12 protein-coding genes are annotated in these 13320 nt (G+C 75.5%); 7 read left to right on the top strand and 5 right to left on the bottom strand.

The annotated features are described in order from the left end of the window. Positions 1 to 173: 173 nt before the first annotated feature. A complete protein-coding gene (locus ACFYVJ_RS30165) occupies positions 174 to 1538 on the bottom strand; it encodes an MFS transporter (RefSeq protein ID WP_388898139.1) in 1365 nt (454 codons plus the stop codon). Positions 1539 to 1622: 84 nt separating this feature from the next. Here ACFYVJ_RS30165 and ACFYVJ_RS30160 point away from each other — a divergent pair, with 84 nt between their 5' ends. Further along, a complete protein-coding gene (locus tag ACFYVJ_RS30160; RefSeq protein WP_388898137.1) occupies positions 1623 to 2603 on the top strand; it encodes a LysR family transcriptional regulator in 981 nt (326 codons plus the stop codon). 59 nt (positions 2604 to 2662) lie between these two features. On the opposite strand, the gene ACFYVJ_RS30155 is transcribed toward ACFYVJ_RS30160, so the two are convergent. The 3 genes from ACFYVJ_RS30155 to ACFYVJ_RS30145 form a co-directional block, all read right to left on the bottom strand. Next, entirely contained in the window at positions 2663 to 3007 is a 345-nt protein-coding gene (locus ACFYVJ_RS30155) for a hypothetical protein (protein WP_388898134.1), read from the bottom strand. Further along, positions 3004 to 3636, bottom strand: a complete 633-nt coding sequence (locus tag ACFYVJ_RS30150; RefSeq protein WP_388898131.1) for an RNA polymerase sigma factor — start codon at positions 3634 to 3636, stop codon at positions 3004 to 3006. The genes ACFYVJ_RS30155 and ACFYVJ_RS30150 overlap by 4 nt, the downstream gene beginning before the upstream one ends. Before the next feature lie 67 nt (positions 3637 to 3703). Beyond that, complete coding sequence (locus ACFYVJ_RS30145) at positions 3704 to 4909, bottom strand: hypothetical protein (RefSeq protein ID WP_388898128.1); 1206 nt, start codon at positions 4907 to 4909, stop codon at positions 3704 to 3706. A 300-nt stretch (positions 4910 to 5209) separates the two neighbouring features. Here ACFYVJ_RS30145 and ACFYVJ_RS30140 point away from each other — a divergent pair, with 300 nt between their 5' ends. Next, positions 5210 to 5740 (top strand): hypothetical protein, encoded by a 531-nt coding sequence (locus ACFYVJ_RS30140; protein WP_388898125.1) that lies wholly within the window; start codon positions 5210 to 5212, stop codon positions 5738 to 5740. Positions 5741 to 5825: 85 nt separating this feature from the next. Here ACFYVJ_RS30140 and ACFYVJ_RS30135 read toward each other — a convergent pair whose 3' ends face one another. Next, positions 5826 to 6155: a hypothetical protein gene (locus ACFYVJ_RS30135; protein WP_388898123.1), complete on the bottom strand. Its 330-nt coding sequence runs from the start codon at positions 6153 to 6155 to the stop codon at positions 5826 to 5828. 473 nt (positions 6156 to 6628) lie between these two features. Between ACFYVJ_RS30135 and ACFYVJ_RS30130 the strand changes: the two genes are divergently transcribed. The 5 genes from ACFYVJ_RS30130 (at position 6629) to ACFYVJ_RS30110 (ending at position 13106) form a co-directional block, all read left to right on the top strand. Next, complete coding sequence (locus tag ACFYVJ_RS30130) at positions 6629 to 8014, top strand: nitrate/nitrite transporter (RefSeq protein WP_388898120.1); 1386 nt, start codon at positions 6629 to 6631, stop codon at positions 8012 to 8014. Between the two features lie 60 nt (positions 8015 to 8074). Beyond that, the gene (locus ACFYVJ_RS30125; RefSeq protein ID WP_388898117.1) at positions 8075 to 9223 is read left to right on the top strand and encodes a uroporphyrinogen-III synthase; all 1149 of its coding nucleotides are present in this window, start codon (positions 8075 to 8077) and stop codon (positions 9221 to 9223) included. Positions 9224 to 9292: 69 nt separating this feature from the next. After that, positions 9293 to 9841, top strand: a complete 549-nt coding sequence (locus ACFYVJ_RS30120; RefSeq protein ID WP_181790006.1) for a sigma-70 family RNA polymerase sigma factor — start codon at positions 9293 to 9295, stop codon at positions 9839 to 9841. After that, the gene (locus ACFYVJ_RS30115) at positions 9838 to 10557 is read left to right on the top strand and encodes a zf-HC2 domain-containing protein (RefSeq protein WP_388898114.1); all 720 of its coding nucleotides are present in this window, start codon (positions 9838 to 9840) and stop codon (positions 10555 to 10557) included. The genes ACFYVJ_RS30120 and ACFYVJ_RS30115 overlap by 4 nt, the downstream gene beginning before the upstream one ends. A gap of 248 nt (positions 10558 to 10805) precedes the next feature. Further along, a complete protein-coding gene (locus tag ACFYVJ_RS30110; RefSeq protein WP_388898111.1) occupies positions 10806 to 13106 on the top strand; it encodes a HelD family protein in 2301 nt (766 codons plus the stop codon). The last annotated feature ends 214 nt before the right edge of the window (positions 13107 to 13320 follow it).

Below are 13320 nucleotides of genomic sequence, written 5' to 3'. Positions count from 1 at the left end.
TTAATCCGGGGGGACCGGGACGTAAATCCCGGTTTGGGAATGCCCGTATCCAATTCCCTGATACTCGGCGGGAGTCGATCCGCAGGGAAGGGGCTGCGGTGGGGCGTTGCGCCCAGCGCAGCCAACGGAATGTAGCAGACCGCCTGGGAATACGCGGCGGCCGAGGATCCGCTTCAGGCCGCGGGGCGGCGGGTGGCGTTGAGCCCGGTGGCGGCGAGTGCGGCGGCGGTGGCGGCGGCGAGGGGCACGGCGTACGCGGCGGCGGGCGTACCGGCGGCCCAACCGCCCGCGGCCCAGCCGCCGGTGGCGGACCCGGCCGCGATGCCGGCGAGGAGTGCGGTGACGGCGAGGGTCATGCCCTCGTTGAGGCGGCCGGCGGGGGTGCGGGCCTGGACGAGGGACATGCCGGTGATCATCGTCGGGGCGGTGGCCATGCCGGCGAGGAGGAGGGCGGGGGCGAGGAGGACGAGGCGGCCGGTGGCGGCGGCGAGGAGGGGGAGGAGCATGAGGGCGGCCATGGCGAGGACGCAGCGGAGGAAGAGGGCTTCGGGGGCGGGCGTACCGGCGGGGGACGCACCCGCGGCAGAGGTGTGCGCGGCCTCCGGCGCCCCCGTGACCGGCTTCTCCGCGGCCTGGGGACTCCCCGGGCCCGCGGCGGAGTCCGCGTAGCCCGGCCGCCGCGCCCCGTAGACCAGGCCCGCCAGGCAGGAGCCCGCGGCCAGCAGCGCGAGGATGCCGCCCGCCGCCGCCGGCCGGCCGAGGCGGTCCGCGTACGCGATCGTGACCACCTCCATCGACCCGAACACGGCCCCCGCGCAGCCGAACGCCGCCAGCAGCGGCGGGAACCCGGGCCGCCGCAGCGGTGACCGTGCCCGCTCGCCCGGCGCGCGCGGCCGGGGCGGGGGCTCGGTGGCGCGCTGGGCGGCGAAGAGGAGGATGCCGCTCATCAGCAGCACGGCGCCGGTGACCGTGCCCGCCTCGGGGAAGACGGTGGTGCACAGGAGGGCGGCGAGGACGGGGCCCGTCATGAAGCAGAGTTCGTCGGCGGCCTGCTCGAAGGAGTTGGCGGTGTGCAGGGCGGCGGCGTCGCCGGGGGTGCCGGGTCCCGGGCCGCGGAAGGCGTGGGCCCAGCGGGCGCGGGACATGCCGCCGGTGTTGGGGGTGGTGGCGGTGAGGACGTAGGCGGCGAAGAGCGTCCACGCCGGGGCGCGGAGGTGGACGCAGAGCGCGAGCAGCAGCGAGCCGCACGCGGCGATCGCCGCCGCGGGCACGGCGATACGGGCCTGGCCGCGCCGGTCGACGAGCCGGGCGGTGAGCGGCCCGACGACGGCGGTGACCGCGAGCCCGGCGGCGGGGACGGCGCCGGCGAGGGCGTACGAGCCGTAGCGCTCGGCGATCATGATGACGGCGCTGACGGAGAACATGCCCATGGGCAGCCGGGCGACGAGGTTGCCCGCGGTGAACGCGCGGGCGCCGGGGACGGCGAAGAGTAGCCGGTAGGGGCCGAGGAGGTGCCGCGGCGAGCGTAGGGGGGACATGCGGGAAAGGCTGGCCGCAGGCGCCCGCGCGGGTCCAACACCTGATCGCTGGCCATTCACGCGCGTCCGTTGTGAAATGGCCTGATGCCGACCGCACCCCGGGACGCCGAGCCGCGGCTGCTGCGCGCCTTCGCGGCGGTCGCCGAGACGCTGCACTTCACCCGCGCCGCGGGCGGACTCTACGTCGCGCAGCAGGCACTGAGCCGCGACATCCGCAGGCTCGAACGGGAGCTGGGCGCGGAGCTGTTCGTGCGCACCACCCGCCAGGTGCGGCTGACCGTGGAGGGCGAGCGGCTGCTGCCGTACGCCCGCCGGGTGCTCGCCGCGTACGACGACCTGGCCGCCGCGGCGGACCCGCGGACCCGCCCGCTGCTCGTCGACGTCGGCGCCCGCTACAGCACGGGCCAGCGGGTCCTGGACGCGGCCCGCGCGGCGGCGCCGGAACTGGAGCTGGTCGCCCGGTTCCACAGCGGGCTGACGGGCGCGGCGGCGGAGCTCGCGGCGGGGCGGCTGGACGTGTCGTTCGGCCGGGTGGCGGGGCTGGCCCCGGGAACGCGGGCGGGCCTGCGGCACGAGCTGGTACGGCTGGAGCCGATGGCGGTGCTGCTGCCCTCCGCCCACCCGCTGGCGGCCCGCCCCGGGGTGCCCCTGGCGGCGCTGGCGGGCGAGACCCTGTACGCGGCCGACGGCAACGCGGCGACGGCGGAGTGGACGGACCTGGCCCGCGAACTCTTCGCCGCCCACGGCATCCGCCTGGCGGCGCCGTTCCCGGAGATCGACGGCGAGGCGGAGTTCGTGCGGCTCGTCCACAGACACGGCTGGTCGGTCCTGGCCACCACGGAGTTCGCCCCCATCGCGGCCATGACCCTCCGCCCCCTCACGGACCCGGTCCCGCTGTCCCCGGTCTCCCTGACCTGGCGCCAGGGCCTGACCCACCCGGGCCTGACCGCCCTGCGCACGGCGGCCCGGAAGCTGGCCCGGGAGCACGACTGGCTCCACCACCCGCCCGGCGCCTGGCTCCCGGAGGCGGACCGCGTCCTGTACGGCCCGGAGCGCTCGTCGTAAGCCCCCTCGCGTACGGGACGCGGCGCCGGCCGCCGGCCCGGTCGCCGATGCGCCGGCGCCTATCGCCCCCCGGTCCGCGAACCCTCCGGCAGCTCGAGGTTTTCGGGGGACGGGACGGCCGTGGGCGGTTGGGTGACCGAGGGGGCCGGGGGCCGGGCGGGCTCGGGCTGCTGCCGGGTGCCGTGTGCCAGCAGGACCCACACGACCGCCGCTGCCAGCCCGAGCAGCACCACCACGGCAGCGCGCGCCGGGAAGCCCCACCGCCGCACGTCTTCTGCCGGCAGGGCGGCCTGCCGCAGATCGCCCCAGCCGACCTCCCTGGCCCGCGCGTCCAGGGCGGCCCGCAGCCGGGATTCGAGCAACTCCCGCGAGGAATCGGGGCTCCGTCCGCTCGCTCCGCTCACCGGGACACCCCCAACTGCCGGCTCAGGGCGTCCAGCGCCCGGCTCGCCGTGGACTTGACCGCGCCGCGCGAGAGGCCGAGGACGCGGGCGATCTCCACCTCGGTGAGGCCGGACCAGTAGCGCAGGACGAGCACCTCGCGCTGGCGGAGGGTGAGCCGGCGCAGCGCGGCCAGCACTTCGCGGTGCTCCTCGCCGAGCAGGACGTCCTCGTCGGCGGGCGGGACGTGTCCCTCCCGCTCCGGCGTGTACGCGCGGGCGGTCCTGCGGCGCCGCAGCACGGAACGCGCCCCGTTCACCACGCTCGTACGCACGTAGGCCGCCGGGTCCTCCACCCCCCGCAACCGCGGGCCGTGCCTGCGGATGAGCGCCGCGAAGGCGTCCTGAACGACGTCCTCCGCTGTGGGCAGATCGTCGACGAGGAGGAGCGCGAGGCGTACGAGCTCCAGCCGGCGGTGGTGGTAGAGCGCGGCGATTCCCGGCTCCGCGTCCGCCCGGGAAGCCGCCGCCCGCCATGCGCCCGGCGGTGACGGGAACTCCTGCTCCGGCCGGCCCCGCAGCAGCCGCTCCCACCGCCGGCGCAGCCCTCCGGCGCGGCGGCGGGCGGGGCCCGCGGCCGACGTCGCTGACATCGTGACCCTCCTGAACACCGGGGCCGGGGCGCCGGACATCACCCGGCCGCCTTCCGTGACACCACACTCACCGAGCCGGTGCGGGGGTCTCCTCTGCCGGCCCCGGCGTCTCCTCCTCCGGCTCCTGCGACGGCTTGCGGGCGGCCACGGGCAGGTAGGCCGCCCCGCCGTCGTTCGTGAATCCGACCGTCCACAGTCCCGCCGGGGAGGCGTGGATGCCCGTGAGGCTGCCGTCCGTGCCGGCGTCCTGGCCCGGCACGGGGGCCTTCCGGGCGCCGCCCGGGGACAGGTCGAGGGCGTAGAACCCGCGTGGTCCGCCGTCCGAGGCGGAGCCCACGGCAATGGCGCGGTCCGCTCCGGTGATCGCGACGTCCGCCAGTTCGGCTTCGCCCTCGCTCTCCGGCATCGGTACGCCCGTCCACGCGCGTCCGTCGAAGCGGAAGGCGACGGGCTTGCGGACGCCGCTGTCCTCCTGGACGTAGCCCACCGCCCACAGTTTGCCGTCGCCGGATCCGGTGAGGGCGCTGAGGCTCATGCGCTCGCCGGCTGCCTCCGGGAACCTCCTGCTCGTCCAGGCGGTCCCGTTCCAGTGGCCGACCCGGTCGTCGGCGGTGATCCAGACACTGTCCTCTCCGGCGGCCCTGACATCGCTGATGTAGCCGACGCCTTCGGGAGCGGGAACGGACGTCCAGCGGTTCCCGTCGTAGTGCAGGACGAGGCCGCGTACCGAGTCGGGTTCGTAACCGGCTCGCTGGCCCACTGCCCACGCCTGCCCGCCGGGCAGGACGTCGATGCTCCGGAGCTCGGTGAAGGGATCCGGCGGGAGGGGCAGCCGGGCCGTTTCCCACCTCGTGCCCTGCCACCGCGCCGCCACCGCCTCGGCCGTGTCGCCCCTGTCCGGGTCGGTGAACTGCCGCTGCCCGACCGCCCAGGTGTCTCCGCCGGCGGTGTCGACGCCGTCGAGGCGGGAGCCGGCGGGAAGTCCGCCGGTGCGGTTCTCCGACCACCTGCCGTCACTCCACCGGAACGCGTGGGGCTCGAACGTGTGGGCGCCGTCGGCTGCCAGGGAATAGCCCACGCCCCACGCCCTGGTGCCCCCGGCCACGTCCGCGAGGATCGCGTCCGGGGCCGGCACGCTGGTCGGTTCCCATTCCGGGGCACCGCTCCCGCCGGCCGTCGCGGTCGCCGGAGCCCCGCCGGCCGCCACCGCGGTGGCCACCAGGCCGGCCACCATCCCGATGGCGCGTCCGCGTGCGAAGGTCGTCCGCCGCATGGCAGTACCCAAGATTGCCTCCCGAACTCGATGCGATGCGCTTCGACGGCCGCGACCGGGGCCGGTGCCCGGTCCGCTCGTGCCGCGGTCCGAAAGCGCCCTCATCCCACAAGACGTGCGGCCCCGCCCCGGGTTGCAGGTCCCGCGGAACTTCTTCCGGGCGCCGGGGTACGGGATTCGCCGCACGCGTGGAGGCCGGCTCCCCGGCTGAGCCTGTTCTGCGGGCGGGAGCGCGAGCGGGCGGGCGTGAGCCGGCGCGGACCGCGGGCGAGCTTCCGGCCGGGCCGGTACGGTGCGGGCGTGGGGGAGTTCGCGGCGCAGTTGCCCGCCCTGGCCGGGGTGGTGATCGGGGCGCTCGGGTCGTACGTCGCCGTCATGCACGGCGAGCGGGTGCGGTTCCGGCGCGAGCGCGTCGTGCGCTGGGAGGAGCGGCGCCTCGCCGCGTACCAGGGCTACGCCCTCGCCGTGAAGCCGGCCGTCAGCCTGCTGTTCCGCGTCGGCGCCCACTTCGGCAACGACGCCAACCCCCATCCGCTGCCGCCGCGGGAAGCCGCTCCCCGGCTGGGCGATGCGTCGCAGGCCCGCGATCTGGCCTGGGAGGAGATGCTGTTGCTCGGCTCGCCCGGGGTGGTCGAGGCGGGCCGGGCGTGGGCGGAGGCGGTCGCGGCGATGGAGCGGTTCGTACGGGACGGGACCCGCGATCCCGGTGCGTGGTCGGCCCTGGTCGGGGAGCAGCGGGTGGCGCGGGAGGCGTACTACGCGGCGGCGCGGCGGAACCTGGCGCTCGGGCCCGGGCACCCGGGCCGGTGGCAGCCGGGAGACGGGCCGTGAGCCGGACTCCTCGAAGCAGGGCCCCGGACGTGGCCGGGCGTCCCGGGGTGCCGGTGTGCAGACCGGCACCCCGGTCGCGGCACGCTCAGCTCACGGTGCGCCAGTCACCCAGGTAGACGGTGACGCCGTCGCCCAGGTGCTGGATGAGCCTGACCTGCGTGATCTTCACGCCGGACGGAGCCGTGCCGCTGCCGCAGCCGGCGGCGGAGCCGTTCGGGTCCTTGATGGTCCCGGTCCCGCCGTCGGAGCGCTTGAATGCCGTCCAGAACCCCAGCCCGTCCGCCTCCTCGTCGCAAACGGTCAGCGTCCGGTGGCTGTTGGTGACGTAGGCGGTGCCGCAGTTCTGCAGGTAGCCGAGCCGCAGGCCCGCCAGCCCCAGGACTGGTCGTGCGCCTGGGCGGCGCTGCCGCTCCACAGCGTCATGGCGACTGCGGCCGCGCCGACGGCGGCGATTGAACGCTTTCCCATCGATTCCCCCATGGTGTCCCGGGCCCGCGGGCCCTCCGGCCGGCCACCTCCCGTGACCGGTTCGCAGCAGAGCATCCCCGGCCCGGGGCGGCAGCCGCCACGGCATTGCGCCGTAGGTTCAAGGCCCAGGTCCCGGGCCGGAATCGGCTGCTCCGGCCGGGTGGGCGCGCCCGCCGCGGCGGCGCGTGTTACGTCCGCGTGAACCCGGCGAACCCCGGGCCCCCGCCCCCGCGGCGAGGCTCCCACCGCCGGAAACGCCTTTTCCTCACCTGTCAAGTCCCCCTTGAGTGAGGGCAAGGTTGCGCGTGCGTCACTTGTCAACACAGGGTGGAAACCCACCGTCCCTACGGTCACCCTGAACCAGATCCGCCGCCCCGCCCGCGGGCGGCGGCCCGCCGACGAAGGGCAGGGACGGCTGCGATGACCGGCTCCGGGCAGACCGCGCGCAAGGGGAAGCGCTGGATCGAGGAGTGGGATCCCGAGGACGAGGCGTTCTGGGCGGAGAGGGGCGAGAAGACCGCCAACCGCAACCTCCTCTACTCCGTCTTCTCCGAGCACATCGGCTTCTCCATCTGGACTCTCTTCTCCGTCCTGGTCCTCTTCATGGGCGACGAGTACGGCATCGACGCCGCCGGGAAGTTCTTCCTCGTCTCCGTCGCAACCCTCGTCGGCGCCTGTGTGCGGGTGCCGTACACCTTCGCCGTCGCGCGCTTCGGCGGCCGCAACTGGACGGTGTTCAGCGCGCTGATGCTGCTGCTGCCGACCGCCGCCGCGTTCGCCGTGATGGAGCCCGGGACGTCGTATGGCACTTTCTTGCTGGTCGCCGCGCTCGCCGGGGTCGGCGGGGGCAACTTCGCCTCCTCGATGACGAACATCAACGCCTTCTTCCCGCTGCACCGCAAGGGCTGGGCCCTCGGGCTCAACGCCGGCGGCGGCAACATCGGGGTGCCCGTCATCCAGCTCGCCGCGCTGCTCGTCATCGCCGTCGCGGGCGATGGGCGGCCCCGCGTGCTGCTCGGGGTCTACATGCCGCTGATCGTGGTCGCCGCGGGGCTCGCGTGGTGGCGGATGGACAATCTGGCGCCGGTACGGAACGACACCGGGGCGGCGAAGGAGTCGGTCAGGGACGCGCACACGTGGATCATGTCGTTTCTGTACGTGGGCACCTTCGGCTCGTTCATCGGCTACAGCTTCGCCTTCGGTCTCGTGCTGCAGACCCAGTTCGACCGCACCCCGCTGCAGGCCGCGTCCGTGACGTTCATCGGGCCGCTGCTCGGGTCGGTGATCCGGCCGGTCGGCGGGTGGCTGGCGGACCGGTACGGCGGGGCGCGGATCACGCTGTGGAACTTCGCCGCGATGGCCGGCGCGACGGCCGTCGTCGTCTTCGCGTCCGTACGGGAGTCGCTGCCCGTCTATCTCGTGGGCTTCGTCGGGCTGTTCCTCTTCTCCGGGCTCGGCAACGGCTCCACGTACAAGATGATCCCCGGCATCTACCAGGCCAAGGCGATCGCCCTCGGGCTGCGCGGCGAGCAGGCCAACGCGTACGCGCGGCGGCTGTCCGGCGCCGCGATCGGGCTCATCGGTGCGGTCGGGGCGCTCGGCGGGCTCGGCATCAACCTCGCCTTCCGGCAGTCCTTCCTCGCCAACGGCAACGGCACGGCCGCCTGCGTGGCGTTCCTCGTCTTCTACGCTGTGTGCTTCGTGGTGACGTGGGTGGTGTACCTGCGCGGGCCGCGCACGCCCGCGGCGCGCGCCGAAGGCGCGGACGGCCCGGAGCCGCGGCAGCCCGCCTACGCGGGGGTGTGAACGGAGCACCACGGAACGGCACGAACGGCACGAACGGCACCGACCGGGGAGCAGCGAACCATGACCGTACCCGCCGAGGTCAAACCCCTGGAGGGCTTCTCCGTCGGGGTCACGGCCGCCCGCCGCGCGGACGAGCTGAGCACGCTGCTGGCCCGCCGCGGCGCGGTCGTGCACCGCGCGCCCGCGCTGCGGATCGTGCCCCTGCACGACGACGACGAACTGCTCAACACCACCAAGGCGCTCATCGGCAACCCCCCCGACGTCGTCCTCGCCACCACCGCCATCGGCTTCCGGGGCTGGGTCGAGGCCGCCGGCGGCTGGGGCCTCGGCGACGCGCTGCTCGACAGGCTCGCGGGCGTCGAACTGCTGGCGCGCGGGCCGAAGGTGCGCGGCGCGATCCGGGCGGCGGGGCTGACCGAGTCGTGGTCGCCGGCGTCGGAGTCGATGGCGGAGGTGCTGGAACGGCTGCTCGCCGAGGGCGCCGAGGGCCGGCGGGTGGCGCTCCAGCAGCACGGCGAGCCGCTGCCGGGGTTCGTCGAATCGCTTCGGGCCGCGGGGGCGGAGGTCATCGTCGTACCGGTCTACCGCTGGATGCCGCCCGAGGACCCCGCCCCGCTGGACCGGCTGCTGGAGGCGGTCGCCGCCCGCGGCGTGGACGCCGTGACGTTCACCAGCGCCCCGGCCGCCGCGAGCTTCCTGGACCGGGCGGCCGCCCGGCACTGCCGCGACGAGGTCCTCGACGCCCTGCGCCACGACGTGCTCCCCGCCTGCGTCGGGCCGCTCACGGCGCTGCCGCTGGAGCGGCACGACGTGCCGACCGCCCAGCCGGAGCGCTACCGCCTCGGGCCGCTCGTCCAGCTCGTCGCCCTCGAACTCCCCGGCCGCGTACGGACACTGCCGGTGGCCGGCCACCGCATGGAGATCCGCGGCCACGCCGTGATCATCAACGGCGCGCTGCGCCCCGTGCCCCCGGCCGGCATGTCGCTGCTGCGCGCCCTGGCGCACCGCCCCGGCTGGGTCGTCTCCCGCGCGGAGCTGCTGCGCGCGCTGCCGGGCGCGGGCAGCGACGAGCACGCGGTGGAGACGGCGATGACCCGGCTGCGTACGGCGCTGGGGGTGCCCAAGCTCATCCAGACCGTCGTCAAGCGCGGCTACCGGCTGTCCCTCGACCCGCCCGCGGACGACAAATACGCCGAGATCCAGCCATAACGCATCCGCGCGGGCGGCCGTTGAACGCCGCGGCGGCCATCCCCGTACTCCTCGACCCGGAGGTGAGGGATGCGGGACGATGCCGTGGTGGCAGCGCAGCGCTCGAAGCCGACTCCCGACGAGGAGTTGATGCGGGTCCTCTACCGCGAGCACGCGGGCCCGCTGTTCGGCTTCGTGCTGCGCCTGGTCGCCGGGGACCGGCACCGGGCGGAGGACGTCGTACAGGAGACGCTGCTGCGCGCCTGGCGGCACGCCGACGAACTGGCGGCCGCGGACGGCTCCGTGCGGCCCTGGCTGGTCACCGTGGCCCGCCGGATAGTGATCGACGGGCACCGCAGCAGGCAGGCGCGCCCGCGCGAGACGGACCCCGCGCCGCTGGAGAGCGTCCCGGCCGCCGACGACACCGACCGGGTGCTGCGGCTGATGACGATCTCCGACGCGCTCGCCGACCTGACGCCCGCCCACCGCGCCGCGCTGGTGGAGACGTACTTCAAGGGCCGGACGGCGAACGAGGCGGCGGAGGTGCTGGGCGTACCGGCGGGAACGGTGCGCTCACGGGTGTTCTACGCGCTGCGCTCGCTGCGGCTGTCGCTGGAGGAACGGGGAGTGGTGCCGTGACCGGACAACGGCATCCGGACGTCGGGGCGTACGCGATCGGCGCGCTGGAGCACGACGAGGCGGAGCGGTTCGAGGAGCATCTCGCCGGCTGCGAGCGGTGCGCCGCGGCACTGGCGGAGCTGGTGCCGGTCGCCGACATGCTGGCGGACGTACCGCCGCCGCAGGAGCCGCCGCCCGGCGCGCTCGACCGGCTGCTGACGGAGCTGACGGCGGTAAGGGCCCGGCAGCGCCGGGTGCGCCGCCGGCTGGTCGTCGCGGTGACGGCGGCGGCGGTGGTGGCGGTCGCGGCGCCGGTGGTGACGGCGGTGGTGCTGGCCGGCGACGAGCCGGCCGCGGAGCAGCGCCGCGCGGACGTGTCGGGGCAGGAGGTACGGGCCGTGGACCCGGAGACGGGCGTGGAGGCCAGGATCAGCATGCGCCCGGTGACCTGGGGCACCAGCGTGGACCTGGATCTGCGCGGGGTGAGCGGCCCGCGCCGCTGCGATCTCCAGGCCGTGGGCAAGGACGGCTCGCACGAGACGGTCACGAGCTGGGGCGTCCCGGCGGACGGCTACGGCGCCGGCAACGGCAGAAACGCGGGTGCGAGCGGCCAGGGCGGCGGTAACAGCCTGCGGACGTCGGGCGGCACGAGCATGTCCCCGGACGACATCGACCACTTCGAGGTGGTCACGTCGGAGGGCGACAGGCTGGTGATCGTCCCGGCCGAGGTCGGCTGACGCGCCCCACACCCCCGCCGGCCTGGGCCGACCTCCGGTCACCCGTCCGTTCCACACCCCACCGCACCCGGCCGCCGGGCCGGTGCCCTCACACCCGTCGGCTCCAGCGCGGCCTCCGTGCTGCGAGCCGCCGCGACCGGTCCGGCCCTCTCCGCTCCCACACCCCCGCCGACCTGGGCTGACCTCCGATCACCCGCGCACGAGAGGTAAGATGAACGGCTGCCTTGTCCGCACGAAGGGGGCCGCGGGTGACCGCGCACATCACCGCCCCGGACTCCGTCCGGGATCGCGAGATCCAGGCCGAGCAGGAACATCTGGACCGCGTGTACGACCGCCTCGAGGAAAAGATCCACGAGGCGGAGTTCCTCATGAGCGACGCCGCCAAGCGCGGCCAGGTCGGCACCCCCGGCGCGCTCGCCGAGCGCGACGCGCAGGTCTTCCGCGCCGGCGTCCATCTCAACCGGCTGAACAGCGAGTTCGAGGACTTCCTCTTCGGCCGCATCGACCTCCTGCCCGGCAAGGACGGCGTCCGCGGCCCCGACGGTGCGTACACCTCCGTCGAGCCCGCGGACGACGCCGTGACCGCCGTCGGCACCGGCGACGGCGACGGCGGCGAACAGCGCGCCCGTATCGCGGAGACCCTGCACATCGGCCGCCTCGGCGTCCTCGACGCCGACTACGCCCCGCTGGTCATCGACTGGCGCGCCCCCGCCGCCGCGCCCTTCTACCGCGCCACCCCCGTCGCCCCCGGCCGGGTCGTGCGCCGCCGCGTGATCCGCTCCAAGGGCCGGAAGGTGCTCGGCGTCGAGGACGACCTGCTGCGGCCCGAACTGTCGGTGACGCTCGCCGGCGCCGCGCTGCCCGTCGTCGGCGACGGGGCGCTGATGGCGGCCCTCGGCCGGGCCCGTACGCACGCGATGCGCGACATCGTCTCCTCCATCCAGGCCGAGCAGGACACCGTCATCCGCGCCCCCGCCGCGTCCGTCACGGAGGTCGAGGGCGGCCCCGGCACCGGCAAGACGGCGGTGGCGCTGCACCGCGCCGCGTACCTGCTGTACCAGGACCGGCGGCGGTACGCGGGCGGGATCCTCGTCGTCAGCCCGACGCCGCTGCTCGTCGCGTACACCGAGGGCGTGCTGCCGTCGCTGGGCGAGGAGGGGCAGGTCGCGATCCGCGCGGTGGGCTCGCTCGTCGAGGGCGCCGAGGCGACGCTGTACGACGAGCCGCGGGTGGCGAGGGCCAAGGGCTCCGCGCGGATGGTGCGGGTGCTGCGCCGGGCGGCGCGCGGGGCGCTGACGGCGGGCGACGTGCCGCAGCGGCTGCGGGTGGTCGCGTTCGGCGCCCGGGTGGAGCTGGACGCGCGGGACCTGCGGCGCGTAAGGCAGGCGGTCCTCGGCGGTACGGCGCCGGTGAACCTGCTGCGGGCCAGGGCCCGCCGCTTCCTGCTGGACGCGCTGTGGCAGAAGTCCGGCGCCCGGCCGCGCTACGACGATCCGGAGCTGGCCGCGGAGGCGCGGGCGGGGTTCGACGAGGACATCTCCACCGAGGACGACTTCCTCGCCTTCCTCGACGCCTGGTGGCCGGAGTTGACGCCGCGCGCGGTGCTCGCGGCGCTCGCCGACGAGCGGCGGCTCGCGGGCTTCGCGCGGCGCGTGCTGAACCCCCGCGAGGTCCGCGGCGTCGCCCGCTCGCTGGCCCGCGACGGGCTGACCGTGCACGACGTGGCGCTGCTCGACGAGTTGCGGGTGCTGCTCGGCGCGCCCGCGAAGCCGGCCAGGCCGCGGGAACTGGACCCGCTGGACCAGTTGACGGGCCTGGAGGAGCTGACGACGTACGGGGAGCGCACCGCGCCCGTCGCGCGCCGCCGGGACGAGGAGCGGCAGGAGTACGCGCACGTCATCGTCGACGAGGCGCAGGACCTGACGCCGATGCAGTGGCGGATGGTGGGCCGCCGCGGGCGGCACGCGACGTGGACGGTCGTCGGCGACCCGGCGCAGAGTTCGTGGCCGGACCCGGACGAGGCGGCCGCGGCCCGCACGGAGGCGCTGGGCAGCCGCCCGCGGCGGCGCTTCACGCTGACCGTCAACTACCGCAACCCGGCGGAGATCGCCGAGGTCGCCTCCCGGGTCCTGGCGCTGGCCATGCCCGGCACCGAGCCGCCGGAGGCGGTGCGGTCGACCGGGGTGGTGCCGGCGTTCGCGGCGGCGGGGGCTGATCCGTACGACACGGTGCGCGCGGAGGTCCGGCGGCTGCTGGCGGACGTGGACGGCACGGTGGGCGTCGTGGTGCCCATGGGCCGCCGCGAGGAGGCCCGCGGCCGGCTGACGGAGCTGGGGGAGCGCGTGGTGGTGCTGGGCAGCCTGGAGGCCAAGGGCCTGGAGTACGACGCGACGGTGGTGCTCTCGCCCGCGGAGATGGCCGACGAGTCGCCCGCGGGCCTGCGGGTGCTGTACGTGGCCCTCACCCGGGCGACGCAGCGGCTGACGGTCGTCGCCACGGCACCCGATCTGCCGGACGCCGACGGCGTCCCCGACCTGCTGCGACCGTGAGAAGGCGCCACCGGGGCCGCCGGGACGGGAATGGCCTTACGGGGAGGGTTTGTTAGCCTGAGTGTGGCACCGGCCCGATCCATGCCCCCGGGCCCAACCATCGGCGCTTCGAGCGCCCACTTGCCGCGAGGCGAGCTGGCGGGTCGGTGCCACCAGGCTTGTAGGGGCCGGGTGTGCGGCAGCAGCCGCGCCCCCGGCCCGCGGCCTTCTCCGG

This window comes from Streptomyces sp. NPDC004134 (genome assembly GCF_042874195.1).
GTDB lineage: Bacteria > Actinomycetota > Actinomycetes > Streptomycetales > Streptomycetaceae > Streptomyces.
Note: the sequence above shows the minus strand (reverse complement) of the source record. Positions and strands in the feature narration are given on the sequence as shown.